Below are 15,874 nucleotides of genomic sequence, written 5' to 3'. Positions count from 1 at the left end.
GTTTCACGTGGAACATCCGATTCTGAGGCGGGCGCTGCTGACCGTGTGCACACCCGGCGGTCGCCTGCCGACCGGGCTGACACCCTGGTGGCCACGTGCTGGCCGTTTGGTCACCCCGGCGGTCACTCGCTGACTGTGTGGTCACCCCGGCGGTCATTTGCTGACTGTGTGGTCACCCCGGCGGTCATTTGCTGTCCGGGTGCCCACCGTCACCCATCGGGTGGAAGTCCCGGAGCGGGCGCACCTGGCGGTCTTCCCCTTGGCTTAAGGCGCCGTGCCGTCGGCTCTCGAAGGGCTGACCATGAGGAGTAGCGTCCCCCTCATGTACGCGATCACGATTCCTGAACCTGGTGGACCCGAGGCGCTGGTGTGGACCGAGGTCCCCGATCCCGTACCCGGCGAGGGCGAAGTGCTGGTCGATGTGGTGGCCGCCGGCGTCAACCGCGCCGACGTCCTTCAGCGGCAGGGCTTCTACAACCCACCGGCCGGTGCCTCCCTCTATCCCGGACTCGAATGCTCGGGGCGCATCGCCGCGCTGGGCCCGGGTGTCTCGGGGTGGGCCGTCGGCGACGAGGTCTGTGCACTGCTCGCGGGCGGCGGCTACGCCGAGAAGGTCGTCGTCCCCGCGGGGCAGCTGCTGCCCGTGCCGGAGGGCCTCGAACTGCGGCATGCCGCCGCGCTGCCGGAGGTGACCTGCACGGTCTGGTCGAACGTCTTCATGGTCGCCCATCTGCGCCCCGGCGAGACGCTCCTTGTGCACGGCGGATCCAGCGGCATCGGCACCATGGCGATCCAGCTCGCCAAGGCTGTGGGCGCCAAGGTCGCGGTCACCGCGGGCAGCAAGGAGAAGCTGGAGCGCTGCGCGGATCTGGGAGCGGACGTACTGATCAACTACCGCGAGCAGGACTTCGTGGAGGAGATCCGGGAGGCCACCGCCGGGGAGGGTGCGGACGTCATCCTCGACAACATGGGTGCGATGTACCTGGACCGCAATGTCCAGGCACTCGCGGTGAACGGGCGGCTCGCGATCATCGGCCTGCAGGGCGGGGTGACGGGCGAGCTGAACATCAACACATTGCTGAGGAAGCAGGCCGCGATCACGGCGACCTCGCTGCGAGCGCGTCCGCTCGGTGAGAAGGCGGCGATCGTGGCGGCGGTGCGCGAGCACGTCTGGCCGCTGACCGCCGCCGGTCACGTCCGCCCGGTCGTCGACCGGGAGATTCCGATGAACGACGCCGCCGAGGCCCATCGCCTGCTGGAGGAGAGCGGGCACATCGGGAAGGTCCTGCTGGTCGTGCCGTAGCCGGGCGCAGCGGTCACTCCCGGCGCAGACGCAGGGCGAGGAGGGCGAGTCCCAGTCCGGCACCGACGAGGACCAGACCGCTGCCGAGGGGCAGTATCTCCGTCACTGGTTCCGAGCCCCCGGCTTCCCGGGCGAGGACGGCGGAGTCCTGCGACGGGGTGGGCGAGGACTTCAGCGGGTCGACCGCACCGATGGACTCCTCGTCCCCCAGGTCGGGGTACTGGGTGTCGTTCTCCGTCGGCTCCTGCAGTGCCGAGGGGTCCTCATCCGTGTACGTCGGCTCGTCCCCCTGGTCCTCCGGTGAGGAGTCCGTCCGCCCGGGCCGCAACCGTCCCACTCCGGGCAGGCTTCCGGCACGGGAGGGATCGGGCGAGGACACGGCGGAGGCCGCCAGTGCCGGCGCCGTCGAACGCCTGGCGGCGGGTGCGCCCGCGGGGGCGCGGGACGCCTTGAAGTCGAAGACCGCCATGCGGATGGATGCCGCCGGGGCCTTGGCCGCGAGGGACCTGCCGGTGGCTGACGTGGAAGTCCTGTGCGCGAGGGAAGTCGCGGCACGTGGAGCGGGGGCCGCCGCTTTGTGCTCCGTGGGGGCTGAGTGTGCGGTGGCGGATATCGCCTTGTGCTCCGCGTGGGCTGCATGAGCAGTGGCGCGTACCGCCTTGCCCCTTTCGGGAGCTGCGTGAGCGTTGGCCAGTGCCGCCTTGTGTCCCACGACGGTTGCGTGAGCGGTGGCGGCTGACGTCTCGTGTCCCGCGACCGCTGAGTGCGCGGCGAGGGCTGACGCCTTCTGTCCCCCGCGGTGTGGGGAGCCGGTCGTGGCCGTCGGCCTGTGCGCAACGGCGCTGGGGAAGCACGAGGCGTATGCCCCGTGCCCGGCGGCGTGCACGTGGGTCGCGGGCGGCGCCGTGGCGGGCCGCACGGAGTGTGCGGACCGGGTGGCGTAAGTCGACGAGGCGGCGACAGCGGAATACCGGGTGTTGTACGTGGGCTGAGCGGCGGACGACGCGGGCCGGGGGCCGGAGCGGGACCCGATCCCGTACTCGGGCGACATGCCGTACGCGGGGGATATGCCCAAGAGGGCCGTCGTCGTGAGGACGGACGGCAGAACGGACACGCGAAGCGTGCGGAACGTGGTCGGCGTACAGAGCCTTGGAGTCACGCGTGTGACCCCCTCCCGTGCTCGGGGCGGCAAGATCAACGGCTTCAGCCTCACACGGGCCCCCATATCCGGCATCTCGGCTCTGGGTCCGATGCGAGGCCCGCTTTCCGGCCGTCATTTCCCCACCCGACCCACCGCAAAGAGCGGCATGTCAATGCGCCACGCCGTGCCTACGCTGCTGAAACGCGATTTCTCGCGACGGTGCCCGGCTATGCACGGAGCCGGAGGCGCGGGCCCGGGCGGTGTGGGCGCCGGACGCCGGGAAGACGAGCGCGGTCCTGGCGCGGCTGGAGGAGGAAGGGCTGGTCAAGCAGGAGGAGCGGGGCGCGAGAAGGCACGCGTACGCACTCACCGAAGCAGGCCGTGACGAACTGCACGACGGGTACCTCCGTCCGCAGGACCGCTGCATCCGTCCGGTGGAACGCCCCGGTCCGCCGCGCAATGAACAGGCGGCCAAGCCGGCCGTGGCCGTCGACACACCCGAGGCCGCGCTCCATCGGCTCGACCCACTGCGAGGCCAAGCTGTCTTGACCCGCTGCGAGGCCATGCTGCGGTGCCTCGCAGCGCCGCCAGACGGAAGCGCCTGCCGAGCCCGGACAGGGCGTGTCGCAGGGTGGATCACCTCTCACCGAGGGCACATGACTGGTGTGATGCACCCGTGCGAGAGAATGGCGGCATGGAGATGCCGAGGAACGAAAGGTCGTCCGAGAACGCCCCGAGGATCCTGGTCGTAGGCCAGGACGGAATGGCACTCGGCGGCACTGGAGACGATGACTTCCGCGAGGTCCCGGTGACCGAACAGGTGGAGCAGCCCGCGAAGGTCATGCGTATCGGAAGCATGATCAAGCAGCTGCTGGAGGAGGTGCGTGCGGCTCCTCTGGACGAGGCGAGCCGACAGCGCCTGAAGGAGATCCACGCCAGTTCGGTGAAGGAGCTGGAGGACGGTCTCGCCCCCGAACTCGTCGAGGAACTGGAGCGGCTCTCCCTGCCCTTCACGGACCACGTCATTCCGAGCGACGCGGAACTGCGTATCGCGCAGGCACAGCTGGTGGGCTGGCTGGAAGGGCTGTTCCACGGCATCCAGACCACCCTGTTCGCCCAGCAGATGGCGGCGCGGGCTCAGCTGGAGCAGATGCGCCGGGCCCTGCCGCCGGGCGTCGGCTCCCCCGACGGCGAGGAGGACGGTCGCACGGGCGGCCGGGCCGGCGGACCGTACCTGTAGAACCCGGGAACGTTCGAGGGCCCGGCACCATTCGGTGCCGGGCCCTCGCGTTGCGTCAGGAGCCGCTTACGACGGGTTGCCCGTGGAGACGCTCAGTTCGATCTCCGGCATCTTCTTGGGATCGACGTCCGTGCCGGCGGACGGGAACTGATCCATCACCGTGCCCTCGCCGTAGGTGTTCTCGTCGACATGCTTGATCGACATCTGCCAACCCGCGGCCTGGAAGCACGATTTGACCGACATGATGTACTTGTAGGAGAAGTCCGGGATCCGGATCTTCTTCGGGTCGTTGTACGACTCCTCCGGCTCCGTGCACTTGGTCGTGTCGATCGTCTTCGTCGTGTCGGGGCCCTTGTGGCCCGCGACCCCACTCGAGGACGCGCTGGTGCTGCTGCCGCCACCGCCCGGGTTGTCGTCGCCGCCGGCATTCAGCGACAGGGCCGTGACGAGAGCGCCTATCGCGACCAGGGCGACCACGATCGAGCCGATGACCACGCCCCGGTTGCTCTTCCGCCCGCCCGAGCCGCCGTTGGCGGGCGTCGGGTACTGCGGGTTGATGGTGTACGGCGGCGGGGTGGAGGACTGCTGCGGCGCGTACGCGGCGGTCTGCGGCGTCTGGTAACCGCCCTGCTGGGGGTAGCCGTACGCGGGCGACTGCGCGGGCGCGCCGTAGGGGCCGGGGTAGGGCGTCTGGACGGCGCCCGGCGGGACGGGCCTCGCCTGGTCGATGGGCGGGAACACCGCGGAACTGACTCCGGCGCCGTCCGAGGTCCGCGCACCCGGCACGATGCTCGGCGGGGCCGTCGTGAGGGACGCGGCCACGCGCAGGCACTCGTCGCGCATCGCCTCGGCGCTGGGGAAGCGCTCGTTGGGATTCTTCTTCAGCGCGCGGGCGACCAGCGCGTCCACCGCGGGCGGCAGCGAGCGGTTGATCGAGGAAGGAGCCACCGGCTCCTCCTGTACATGCGCGTACGCGATCGCCAGCGGTGAGTCCGCCTCGAACGGCAGCCGTCCGGTGACCAGTTGGAACAGCATGATGCCGACCGAGTACAGATCGCTGCGCGCGTCCACGCCCCGGCCGAGGGCCTGCTCCGGCGACAGGTACTGCGGTGTGCCGACCACCATGCCGGTCTGCGTCATGGAGGTGACGCCGGACTGCATGGCGCGCGCGATGCCGAAGTCCATCACCTTGACGACGTTGCGCTTCGTCATCATCACGTTGCCCGGCTTGATGTCCCGGTGGACCAGGCCCATCTCGTGGCTGATCTCCAGCGCCGCCAGCACATCCGCGGTGATCTTCAGCGCCTTGTCGGCCGGCATCGCGCCGTACTGCCGAACGTCCGCGTCGAGGACGGAGCCGAGGGGCTTGCCCTCGATGTACTCCATGACGATGTACGGGGTGGTCATCCCGTCGAGCTGGTCCTCGCCGGTGTCGAAGACCGAGACGATGTTCGTGTGCGTGAGCTTCGCCACGGACTGCGCCTCACGCCGGAAGCGCTCGCGGAAGGCCTGTTCGCGGCCGAGCTCGGTGTGAAGTGTCTTGATCGCGACCTGGCGGTCGAGCACCGTGTCGTACGCGAGGTGCACCGAAGCCATTCCGCCTTCGCCGAGCAAGTCGCGCAGCTGGTAGCGGCCCCCGGCGACCGATCGCCCCGCATAACGGCCCTGTGCGCCGTCCTGGCTCATCTTCTGCGTCCCCCATCGGCGCGGCGGCGATCGCTCGTCGCGCCCCCGACCGTGATCGATATTCGAGTGTTCGGCGATCGACGCGATCGATCCGTGATCGACTGATCTATTCCCGGCCAAGTCTGCCCGAGGGCAGTGACACGTCAAGCTCGGTGCCCGTTCCGTGACCGTACGCGAAAGTAGCGTCGCGCAAGCGTTACAGGGGTCGTACGGGCGGTACACGGGATTTGCACACGGGACCCCCCGCAGGGTTTGATGGCCGGTCCTTCCCGGTTCCATCTCGGACCGGTGACTTGCACGGAGCCTGTAGCGTGGCCCGTCGGAGACCGTGACAACCACCGCGCAGACCGCGGGCAGAAACGACGGCGAGGACTGATGGCACAGACGCAGCGCGCCCAGGGCCCGTCCGACCCCGAGGCGACTGGCGGCGGGATGTCGGACGCGCCGGAGACGTGGGGCAACGGCGGGCTTGTCGGGGACGGCCGGTACCGGCTGACCCGCAGACTCGGCCGGGGCGGCATGGCCGAGGTGTTCGCGGCCGAGGACGTGCGCCTCGGCAGGACCGTCGCGGTCAAGCTGCTCCGCTCGGACCTCGCGGAGGACCCGGTCTCCAAGGCCCGCTTCACGCGCGAGGCCCAGTCGGTGGCCGGGCTCAACCACCATGCGATCGTCGCCGTGTACGACTCGGGCGAGGACTCGGTGGGCGGCCAGTCGGTGCCGTACATCGTGATGGAGATCGTCGAGGGCCGCACGATCCGCGACCTGCTGCTCAACGCGGAGGCCCCCGGCCCCGAACAGGCCCTGATCATCGTGTCGGGCGTCCTCGAGGCCCTCGCCTATTCGCACCAGCACGGCATCGTGCACCGCGACATCAAGCCGGCGAACGTCATCATCACCAACAACGGCGCGGTCAAGGTGATGGACTTCGGCATCGCGCGGGCCCTGCACGGGGCGTCCACGACGATGACGCAGACCGGCATGGTCATGGGCACCCCGCAGTACCTCTCCCCCGAGCAGGCGCTGGGCAAGGCCGTCGACCACCGGTCCGACCTGTATGCGACGGGCTGCCTGCTGTACGAACTGCTCGCGCTGCGACCCCCGTTCGTCGGCGAGACGCCGCTGTCCGTGGTCTACCAGCACGTCCAGGACATGCCGGTGCCGCCGTCCCAGATCTCCGAGGGCGCGGCGGCTCCGCCGGAGCTGGACGGGCTCGTCATGCGCTCCCTCGCGAAGGAGCCGGACGACCGGTTCCAGACCGCCGAGGAGATGCGCGGACTCGTCCAGTACGCGCTGCAGATGCTGTACGACCAGGGCGGCCACACCGGCACCTGGAACACCGGCCCGGTGGGCGCCCACGACGGCCGGCACACCCCGGCGGCGGGTTTCGCGGGCACGACCGTGATGCCTTATCCCGGCCAGTCCGGCACCACGCAGATCCCGCAGCCGATCCTGCCCGCGGGCTACGGCGGAGGGGACGACGGCGGCTTCGAGGGCCACGGCAACCAGGGCAGCGGCCGCGGCAAGCTGTGGATCCTCGCGGTGCTCGCGGTCGTCGCCATCGCGGCGGGTGTCGCGCTCGCGCTGAACAACGCGGCCGGAAGCGGCGGCGGGACCGACACGACGCAGTCGCCCGCCCCGACGAAGGCCCACCAGGACGACAAGTCCACGCCGACGCCGTCGGACGAGACGACCGACACGTCCACGAGCGACAGCTCGAACACGGGCAGCGGCTCGGACTTCACGCCCTCGTACACGCCGTCGCCGACGTACAGCCAGCAGCCGCCGGCCCAGCCGTCGACGACTCCGGACCAGCCCACCGACGAGCCCACCGATACGACGCCCACGGACGCGCCGACCGACACGCCCACCGATGGCGGCGGCGCCTCGGACCCGACGTCGACGGACGGCGGCGGAAACAGCGCGGGCGGTACGCAGGGGCCCTGACCTGCGAACGCCGACCCGGCCGGGTCGATCGGCCACCCGGGCCCGTGGCGGGAGCGCGGTGACCACCGAGTGACGGCGGCGTGGGCGGCGCCCGGCTCCACGCGCGCGTGGGCCCCGAGCACGACTGGACCTGGGAACAGGGGACGTGCGACGGCCTCCACGCGCGCGTGACGTCGTTCACGGATCCGCCCCGCCGCGTGGAGATTCCTCGGCGCCGCCGGTGTCCGGGCCCGTATCCGCACCCGACCGGACTCGCACCGCGCCTGCTCGCCCCGCAGGGATCACGGCCCGGTGCTCGCCCTCAGCGCGTGAACGCGTCGCACACCGTGTCGTACGTGTGCGTCCACCACACCGCCAGGGCCGAGGCCGCCGGGAACTGCGCGTCCGCGCGGCGGTCGCCGCGCTCGTAGTGCCAGCGCAGCATCCAGAAGTCGTTGAGCCGCTCCCACCACACGCGGTGCACGGCGGTGGCGAGTTCGCCGGGTCGCGCCCCCGCGGTACGGCGGTACGCGCGCGCATAGGCTCGCACTTTCGCCAGGTCGAGCGTGCCGACGGGCCGCAGGAAGAAGATCGCCGCGGCCCGTACCGCCTCCTCGGCGGGCGGCTCCACGCCGAGCCTGTCCCAGTCGACGATCGCGGCGGGCACATCTCCCCGGTAGAGCAGGTTGAACGGGTGGAAGTCGCCGTGCACCCACCCCACCGAGCCGCCGCTCGGCGGCCGCCGGTCCAGGTGCTGCTCCAGCAGTGCCCGCCGCTCCGTCAGGCGGTGCAGGGCGAGTTCGTCGAACGCGTCCCGGGGCCGGTGCCGGCGCACCCGGCGCAACAGGTCGTCGATGAGTTCGAAGGTGTCGGCGGGGTCGGCGCTCGTGGGGCGGGCGGCGGGCGCGGAGGTCATCACCCGCTCCAGGCTCGCGTGCACCGTCCCGAGGAGCGCGCCGAGCCGCCCGCACTGCTCCGTGGTGAGCTGTCCGCCGTGCCGGTGCCGCCCGTCGACCCACGGGTGCAGGGCGTAGGCGTGGCCGCCGACGACAGCGACCGTACGGCCGTCGCGTCCGGCCGGCGGCGGTGCCACGGGGACGCCTAGGTCCGCCAGACGCTGGGTGGCACGGTGCTGCCGCGCGATCGCAGCGGGATCGGCGGTCTCGGGGTCGAAGTGGTGCTTGAGGAAGTAGCGGCCGCGCGTCGTGCGGAGCCGGTAGCCGCGGTTGAGCAGTCCCTGGTCGACGGGGTCGCAGGTGAGCGCGGATCCGGCGGCGTACTGGCAGAGGAGGGCGCCCAGAGGGGGCGCATGCGACACCGGGGGCGATACAGATGAGCGCGGTACGCGCCAGATGTTAGGGCACCAACCGGACGCATGAGCTGGGCCTTGTCACAGACAGTCGCATTCGGTCACAAGGGGGTCGGCGCGTGATCGTCGGGGCGGAATGCGGATCGGTGTCCGCCGACAGGGAGGCGCGCGAGGGGCGCCGCTGAATTCACGTCTTCCCGTGCTCCAGGTGAGCGGGATAACGTGCCGTTGTTCCGGCCCCCTGCAAGGCTGTGACCAGCGCCTGTTCCCGACTTACTCGATTTACTTGGATATCCAAGCAAAATCCCAGGTCAGGAGGGGTTTCACAGAAATGTGGAGCACTGGGTAACGTGCCCTTTGCAGGGCGCTCGCCGGGGCACCTGTCACGTCTGTTTCGAACGAGCCGCACCCACCCCGTGCGTCCGTGCGCTGCAGGCGAGCCGCTCTCAGCGGCCCCACGCGGGCCGAGGGGACCCCCAGGCACCCGGCGAACCCGGGGGCCGGACCGACGGAGGAGCACACGTGACCGTGGAGAGCACTGCCGCGCGCAAGCCGCGACGCAGCGCTGGAAGCAAGGCCGGCACCACCGGCACCAAGCGCACCAGCCGCACCACGCCCAAGCAGGGCACTGACCCGGACCTCGTCCAGTTGCTGACGCCCGAGGGCACGCGGGTCGAGAACGCGGAGTACGACCAGTACGTCGAGGGCATCACGCCCGAACAGCTGCGCGGCCTGTACCGGGACATGGTGCTGACCCGCCGCTTCGACGCCGAGGCCACCTCCCTGCAGCGGCAGGGCGAGCTGGGTCTGTGGGCGTCGCTGCTCGGCCAGGAGGCCGCCCAGATCGGCTCCGGCCGGGCGCTGAACGACGACGACTACGTCTTCCCGACCTACCGCGAGCACGGCGTCGCCTGGTGCCGCGGGGTCGACCCCGCCAACCTGCTCGGCATGTTCCGCGGTGTGAACAACGGCGGCTGGGACCCGAACAGCAACAACTTCCATCTCTACACGATCGTCATCGGCTCGCAGACGCTGCACGCCACCGGCTACGCCATGGGCGTCGCCAAGGACGGCGCCGACTCGGCGGTGATCGCGTACTTCGGTGACGGCGCCTCCAGCCAGGGCGACGTGGCCGAGTCCTTCACCTTCTCCGCGGTCTACAACGCCCCGGTCGTGTTCTTCTGCCAGAACAACCAGTGGGCGATCTCCGAGCCCACCGAGAAGCAGACCCGTGTGCCGCTGTACCAGCGCGCGCAGGGCTACGGCTTCCCGGGCGTGCGGGTCGACGGCAACGACGTACTGGCCTGCCTGGCCGTCACCAAGTGGGCGCTGGAGCGGGCGCGCAACGGCGAGGGCCCGACCCTGGTCGAGGCGTTCACGTACCGCATGGGTGCGCACACGACCTCCGACGACCCGACCCGCTACCGCCACGACGACGAGCGGGCCGCCTGGGAGGCGAAGGACCCGATCGCGCGGCTGCGCACGTATCTCCTGGCCTCAAACCACGCGGACGAGGGATTCTTCGCGGAACTCGAGGCGGAGAGCGAGGCGTTGGGAAGGCGAGTACGCGAAGCGGTCCGTGCCATGCCGGACCCGGACCACTTCGCCATCTTCGAGAACGTGTACGCGGACGGGCACGCGCTCGTCGACGAGGAGCGAGCCCAGTTCGCCGCCTACCAGGCGTCGTTCGCGGACGCAGAAGGGGGACGGTGACATGGCCGAGAAGATGGCGCTCGCCAAGGCGATCAACGAGTCGCTGCGCAAGGCTCTGGAGTCGGACCCCAAGGTCCTGGTGATGGGCGAGGACGTCGGCAAGCTCGGCGGTGTCTTCCGGGTCACCGACGGACTGCAGAAGGACTTCGGCGAGGAGCGGGTCATCGACACCCCGCTCGCCGAGTCAGGCATCGTCGGCACCGCGATCGGCCTGGCGCTGCGCGGGTACCGGCCGGTGGTGGAGATCCAGTTCGACGGCTTCGTCTTCCCGGCGTACGACCAGATCGTCACCCAGCTGGCCAAGATGCACGCCCGCTCGCTGGGCAAGGTCAAGATGCCGGTCGTCGTCCGCATTCCGTACGGCGGCGGCATCGGCGCGGTCGAGCACCACAGCGAGTCCCCCGAGGCGCTGTTCGCGCACGTGGCCGGTCTGAAGATCGTCTCTCCGTCCAACGCGTCGGACGCGTACTGGATGATGCAGCAGGCCATCCAGAGCGACGACCCGGTGATCTTCTTCGAGCCGAAGCGGCGCTACTGGGACAAGGGCGAGGTCAACGCCGAGGCGATCCCCGGCCCCCTGCACAAGGCCCGCGTGGTGCGTGAGGGCACGGATCTGACGCTGGCCGCCTACGGCCCGATGGTGAAGGTCTGCCAGGAGGTGGCGGCCGCCGCCGAGGAGGAGGGCAAGTCCCTCGAGGTCCTGGACCTGCGTTCGGTCTCCCCGCTCGACTTCGACTCCATCCAGGCTTCGGTGGAGAAGACCCGCCGCCTGGTCGTGGTGCACGAGGCACCGGTGTTCTTCGGCTCGGGCGGGGAGATCGCCGCCCGGATCACGGAGCGGTGCTTCTACCACCTCGAGGCGCCCGTCCTGCGGGTCGGCGGCTACCACGCCCCGTACCCGCCGGCGCGGCTGGAGGAGGAGTACCTGCCAGGCCTCGACCGGGTGCTCGACGCCGTCGACCGCGCCCTGGCGTACTGAGGAGAAGGTCATGACGACGATGACTGACGCGTCCGTGCGAGAGTTCAAGATGCCCGACGTGGGCGAGGGACTCACCGAGGCCGAGATCCTCAAGTGGTACGTGCAGCCCGGTGACACGGTCACCGACGGACAGGTCGTCTGCGAGGTGGAGACGGCGAAGGCGGCCGTCGAACTGCCGATCCCGTACGACGGGGTCGTCCGGGAACTCCGCTTCCCCGAAGGCACCACGGTCGATGTCGGCACCGCCATCATCGCGGTCGACACCACCGGAGGGGCCCCGGCCGAGGAGGCCCCGGCGTCCGCCGAGGCCCCGGCCGCGCAGCCCGCGGCCGACGAGCCCAAGCAGGAGGGCCGCCAGCCGGTGCTCGTCGGGTACGGCGTCGCCGAGTCCTCGACCCGGCGCCGGCCCCGCAAGACGACCGCGACGGCCACCGAGGAGACCCTCCAAGCGGCCACGGCGCTCCAGGGCGAGCTGAACGGACACGGCGCGCAAGCCCCCCGTCCGCTCGCGAAGCCGCCGGTGCGCAAGCTCGCCAAGGACCTGGGTGTCGACCTGGCGAGGGTGCGGCCCTCGGGTCCGGACGGGATCATCACCCGCGAGGACGTGCACGCCGCGGTGGTGCCCGCACCGGCCCCCGCTCCCGCGGCTCCCGTCGCCCAGGCGCCTGCCGCCGTCCAGGCGCAAGCGGTGACGTACGACACCGCGCGGGAGACCCGTGTCCCCGTCAAGGGCGTCCGCAAGGTCACGGCGCAGGCGATGGTTGGCTCGGCGTTCACCGCGCCGCACGTCACGGAGTTCGTGACCGTCGACGTGACCCGCACGATGAAGCTGGTCGAGGAGCTCAAGCAGGACAGGGAGCTGCAGGGCCTGCGCGTGAACCCGCTGCTCCTCATCGCCAAGGCCCTGCTGGTGGCGATCAAGCGGAACCCGGACATCAACGCGTCCTGGGACGAGGCGAACCAGGAGATCGTGCGCAAGCACTATGTGAACCTGGGCATCGCGGCGGCCACTCCGCGCGGTCTGATCGTGCCGAACATCAAGGACGCGCACGACAAGACGCTTCCGCAGCTGGCGGAGGCGCTCGGCGAGCTGGTGGCCACGGCGCGCGACGGCAAGACGTCTCCGGCGGCAATGCAGGGCGGCACGGTCACCATCACGAACGTGGGCGTCTTCGGCGTCGACACGGGCACGCCGATCCTCAACCCGGGCGAGTCGGCGATCCTCGCGGTCGGCGCGATCAAGCTCCAGCCGTGGGTCCACAAGGGCAAGGTCAAGCCCCGCCAGGTCACCACCCTGGCGCTCAGCTTCGACCACCGTCTGGTCGACGGCGAGCTGGGCTCGAAGGTCCTTGCGGATGTGGCGGCCATCCTGGAGCAGCCGAAGCGGCTGATCACCTGGGGCTAGGGCCGAAAGCTGCTGCAGAAGGGGGCCTGCCGCACCAGCGGCAGGCCCCCTTCTGCGTGAGCGTGGGCGTCAGCCCAGCTTCGCGAAGCCGTAGTTCAGGAGCTTCGTCGCGTCCGTGGCGCGCTGCGCGTACGTGGACGAGGCCAGAACCGTGCCGATGACGGTCTTCCCGTTGCGGGTGGCCGCGAAGACGAGGCAGGCGCCGGCCTCGGGGCCGGAGCCGGTCTTCACACCGATCGCGCCGCTGTAGCTGCTGAGCAGCGTGTTGGTGTTGGTCCACGGCGCCATGGTCCGGGTGGTGCCCGACTTGGTGATGGTCTTCGCCGTGTACGACTTCGTTTTCACGATCGTGCGGAACGTGGAGTTCTTCATCGCGCTGCTCGCGATCTTCGTCAGGTCGCGCGGCGTCGAGTAGTTGCTTCCGTTACCGATGCCGTCGAACGAGTCGAAGTGCGTGTTCGTCAGGCCGAGGCTCTTGGCGGCGCTGTTCATCTTGCCGATGAACGACTTCACGCGGGCGGCACGCGTCGTGCCGGAACCGAACTTGTCCGCGAGCGCGTAGGCCGCGTCGCAGCCGGAGGGCAGCATCAGCCCGTACATCAACTGGCGGACGGTGACCTTGTCGCCGACGATCAGGTGGGCGGACGAGGCGTTGTTGGCAACGATGTAGTCGCTGTACGCCTTCTGGATCGTCACCTTGGCGTCAAGGTTGAGGTTCGACTGGGCGAGCACGACCTTCGCAGTCATGATCTTCGTGGTGGAGCCGGTGGAACGCCTGGTGTCCGCGGTCTTCGTGTACAGCGTCGAGCCGTTGGCGTTGTTCATCACGTAGCCGCCCTTGGCCACGATCGAGGGCGCTGTGACGGCCTGCGCGGGCGCCGCGGTGAGGGCTCCGGTGGTGAGCACGGCTCCGGTGGTGACCACTGCCGCGACTGCCCTGCGAACTCGCGTGCCCTTAATGCCGGTAATCAAGTTAAACGCTCCGATGCGTCTCTGATGCGCCTGAAAGCATCCAAATGCCCCTGGAGTGCGGCCAGATGGCAAGGCCGCCTTTCCCCTGAGACTCGTAAGTGGCAGAAATGGATGTGCGGTTGTCGGGGGAAATTTTGAGGCGGCCGTGCGGTCCGCATCGTGGACGTTCATCGGCATGCGTACGCGTTGTATCTATGATGTGCGCATGCCTTCACCGCCCTCGCCCGCCCCCGCTCCCGAGAAGCCGTCGGTCAAGCAGCCGCCTGCCGCCGACCGTGTGTACGCCCACGTCAAGCAGGGTGTCCTCGGACGCCGTTACGAAGGTGGGACGCTGCTCACCGAGGGTGAGCTGGCCGACGAGGTCGGCGTCTCCCGGACGCCGGTGCGCGAGGCGCTGCTGCGGCTGGAGGCCGAAGGGCTGATCCGGCTCTACCCGAAGAAGGGAGCGCTCGTCCTGCCCGTCTCCGCCCAGGAGATCGCGGACGTGGTCGAGACGCGTCAGCTCGTGGAGGAGTATGCGGCCCGCAAGGCGGTGCCCGCCCCGCAGGCCTTGATCTCCCGTCTCGAGGAGCTTCTCGCCCGGCAGAAGGAGCAGGCCGCGGCCGGGGACCTGGCCGGGGCGGCGGTCACCGACCGCACCTTCCACGCCGAGATCGTGCGCAGTGGCGGCAACGAGATCCTCTCCCGCCTCTACGACCAGCTCAGGGACCGGCAACTGCGGATGGGCGTCGCGGTCATGCACTCGCATCCCGACCGGATCGCCAAGACGCTCACCGAACACGCGGAGATCCTGCAGGCCCTGCGGTCCGGCGACGCCGAGGCGGCGGTCGAGATCGTCCACCGGCACGTCAGCTGGTTCTCGCACCTGGCGCGGGGTGAGGTGCGATGAGTGCCGAGGCCCGTTCCGTGTCCCTGCCCGGTGATCCGCCCGGCGGCCGTCGCGCCGTCGCCGTGTGGGCCGTCGGCGTCTCGGTCTACTTCGTCGCCGTCATCTTCCGGACGTCCCTGGGTGTCGCCGGACTCGACGCCGCGGACCGCTTCCACGTCGGCGCGTCGGCGCTGTCCACCTTCGCCATCCTCCAGCTCCTCGTGTACGCGGGCATGCAGATACCCGTCGGTCTGCTGGTGGACCGCCTCGGCACCAAGAAGGTGCTGGCCATCGGAGTGGTCCTTTTCACAGCGGGTCAGCTGGGGTTCGCCTTCGCCTCCTCGTACGGCACGGCGCTCGCCTCGCGTGCGCTGCTCGGCTGCGGTGACGCGATGACGTTCATCAGCGTGCTGCGGCTCGGCACCCGCTGGTTCCCGGCCCGGCGCAGCCCGCTGGTCGCCCAGCTCGCCGGTCTGGTGGGCATGGCCGGCAACCTGATCTCGACGCTCGTGCTGGCCCGGCTGCTGCACGGGGTCGGCTGGACCGCGGCGTTCGGCGGCAGCTCGCTCGCCGGTGTCGTCGTGTTGCTCCTGCTCCTGTTCTTCCTGAAGGACCACCCCGAGGGGCACGAGCCCGAGCCGTTCCCGCACCACGGAGCGGCCTATGTGCGGCGGCAGATCGTGGCGTCCTGGAAGGAGCCCGGGACGCGGCTCGGCATGTGGGTGCACTTCACCACACAGTTCCCGGCGATGGTGTTCCTGCTGCTGTGGGGGCTTCCGTTCCTGGTGCAGGGGCAGGGCCTGTCGCGGGCGACGGCCGGTGAGCTCCTCACGCTCGTGGTGCTGTCGAACATGGTCGTCGGCCTGGTGTACGGGCAGATCGTCGCCCGCCACCACGCGGCGCGGCTGCCGCTGGCGCTCGGCACGGTCACGGCCACGGCGGTGGTGTGGGCGGCCACGCTCGTCTACCCGGGCGTGCACGCGCCGATGTGGCTGCTGATCGTGCTGTGCACGGTGCTCGGCGCCTGCGGTCCGGCCTCGATGATCGGCTTCGACTTCGCGCGTCCGGCGAACCCGCCCGAGCGTCAGGGCACCGCCTCGGGCATCACCAACATGGGCGGTTTCGTCGCTTCCATGACGACACTGCTGGCGACCGGCGTGCTCCTGGACGCGACGGGAGACGACTACACCGTGGCGTTCTGCGCGGTGTTCGTACTCCAGGCGCTGGGGCTGAGCCAGATCCTGCGCCTGCGCGAGCAGGCGGCGCGCAGGGAGCGGGAGCGGCTGGTCGCGAGCCGGGTGGAGACGGTGCACGTGCCGGCGGCGTAGGTGCCGG

At 70.3% G+C, this 15,874-nt stretch carries 13 protein-coding genes; 9 read left to right on the top strand and 4 right to left on the bottom strand.

Annotated features, from left to right (window positions below; genetic code table 11):
• Window positions 1-322: 322 nt before the first annotated feature.
• A complete protein-coding gene (locus ACQEXA_RS28300; protein WP_359390318.1) occupies window positions 323-1,303 on the top strand; it encodes an NAD(P)H-quinone oxidoreductase in 981 nt (326 codons plus the stop codon).
• 13 nt (window positions 1,304-1,316) lie between these two features.
• Here the strand turns inward: ACQEXA_RS28300 and ACQEXA_RS28295 are convergent, their stop codons facing one another.
• Entirely contained in the window at window positions 1,317-2,417 is a 1,101-nt protein-coding gene (locus ACQEXA_RS28295; RefSeq protein ID WP_433131445.1) for a hypothetical protein, read from the bottom strand.
• 233 nt (window positions 2,418-2,650) lie between these two features.
• Between ACQEXA_RS28295 and ACQEXA_RS28290 the strand changes: the two genes are divergently transcribed.
• Together ACQEXA_RS28290 and ACQEXA_RS28285 are read left to right on the top strand one after the other, a co-directional pair.
• Window positions 2,651-3,196 (top strand): helix-turn-helix transcriptional regulator, encoded by a 546-nt coding sequence (locus ACQEXA_RS28290; protein ID WP_433134638.1) that lies wholly within the window; start codon window positions 2,651-2,653, stop codon window positions 3,194-3,196.
• On the top strand, window positions 3,139-3,684 hold the full coding sequence (locus ACQEXA_RS28285) for a bacterial proteasome activator family protein (protein WP_433131442.1): 546 nt from the start codon (window positions 3,139-3,141) through the stop codon (window positions 3,682-3,684). Before ACQEXA_RS28290 ends, ACQEXA_RS28285 begins: the two co-directional genes overlap by 58 nt.
• Before the next feature lie 66 nt (window positions 3,685-3,750).
• Here the strand turns inward: ACQEXA_RS28285 and ACQEXA_RS28280 are convergent, their stop codons facing one another.
• Window positions 3,751-5,370: a protein kinase domain-containing protein gene (locus ACQEXA_RS28280; protein WP_433131440.1), complete on the bottom strand. Its 1,620-nt coding sequence runs from the start codon at window positions 5,368-5,370 to the stop codon at window positions 3,751-3,753.
• A gap of 375 nt (window positions 5,371-5,745) precedes the next feature.
• Here ACQEXA_RS28280 and ACQEXA_RS28275 point away from each other — a divergent pair, with 375 nt between their 5' ends.
• Window positions 5,746-7,314: a protein kinase domain-containing protein gene (locus tag ACQEXA_RS28275; protein ID WP_432930251.1), complete on the top strand. Its 1,569-nt coding sequence runs from the start codon at window positions 5,746-5,748 to the stop codon at window positions 7,312-7,314.
• A 301-nt stretch (window positions 7,315-7,615) separates the two neighbouring features.
• Here ACQEXA_RS28275 and ACQEXA_RS28270 read toward each other — a convergent pair whose 3' ends face one another.
• A complete protein-coding gene (locus ACQEXA_RS28270) occupies window positions 7,616-8,611 on the bottom strand; it encodes a phosphotransferase (RefSeq protein ID WP_433131438.1) in 996 nt (331 codons plus the stop codon).
• A gap of 513 nt (window positions 8,612-9,124) precedes the next feature.
• On the opposite strand from ACQEXA_RS28270, the gene pdhA reads away from it, so the two are divergent.
• The 3 genes from pdhA to ACQEXA_RS28255 are packed head-to-tail and all read left to right on the top strand — an operon-like array spanning window position 9,125 to window position 12,699.
• Entirely contained in the window at window positions 9,125-10,315 is a 1,191-nt protein-coding gene (gene pdhA, locus ACQEXA_RS28265) for a pyruvate dehydrogenase (acetyl-transferring) E1 component subunit alpha (RefSeq protein WP_360991156.1), read from the top strand.
• Window position 10,316: 1 nt separating this feature from the next.
• Window positions 10,317-11,294 (top strand): alpha-ketoacid dehydrogenase subunit beta, encoded by a 978-nt coding sequence (locus ACQEXA_RS28260; protein WP_359390294.1) that lies wholly within the window; start codon window positions 10,317-10,319, stop codon window positions 11,292-11,294.
• A 10-nt stretch (window positions 11,295-11,304) separates the two neighbouring features.
• Window positions 11,305-12,699 carry a dihydrolipoamide acetyltransferase family protein gene (locus tag ACQEXA_RS28255; protein WP_432930254.1) on the top strand — a complete coding sequence of 465 codons (1,395 nt, stop codon included), beginning with the start codon at window positions 11,305-11,307 and terminating at the stop codon, window positions 12,697-12,699.
• A gap of 69 nt (window positions 12,700-12,768) precedes the next feature.
• On the opposite strand, the gene ACQEXA_RS28250 is transcribed toward ACQEXA_RS28255, so the two are convergent.
• Window positions 12,769-13,671, bottom strand: coding sequence for a D-alanyl-D-alanine carboxypeptidase family protein (locus ACQEXA_RS28250; protein WP_432930256.1), 903 nt, complete (start codon window positions 13,669-13,671; stop codon window positions 12,769-12,771).
• Between the two features lie 205 nt (window positions 13,672-13,876).
• Here ACQEXA_RS28250 and ACQEXA_RS28245 point away from each other — a divergent pair, with 205 nt between their 5' ends.
• A complete protein-coding gene (locus ACQEXA_RS28245; RefSeq protein WP_432930258.1) occupies window positions 13,877-14,560 on the top strand; it encodes a GntR family transcriptional regulator in 684 nt (227 codons plus the stop codon).
• A complete protein-coding gene (locus ACQEXA_RS28240; RefSeq protein ID WP_433131435.1) occupies window positions 14,557-15,867 on the top strand; it encodes an MFS transporter in 1,311 nt (436 codons plus the stop codon). Before ACQEXA_RS28245 ends, ACQEXA_RS28240 begins: the two co-directional genes overlap by 4 nt.
• The last annotated feature ends 7 nt before the right edge of the window (window positions 15,868-15,874 follow it).

The organism is Streptomyces sp. CA-106110 (assembly GCF_050936285.1).
Lineage (GTDB): Bacteria > Actinomycetota > Actinomycetes > Streptomycetales > Streptomycetaceae > Streptomyces.
The sequence above is the reverse complement of the archived record's forward strand: the minus strand, read 5'-3'. Positions and strand labels throughout refer to the sequence as shown.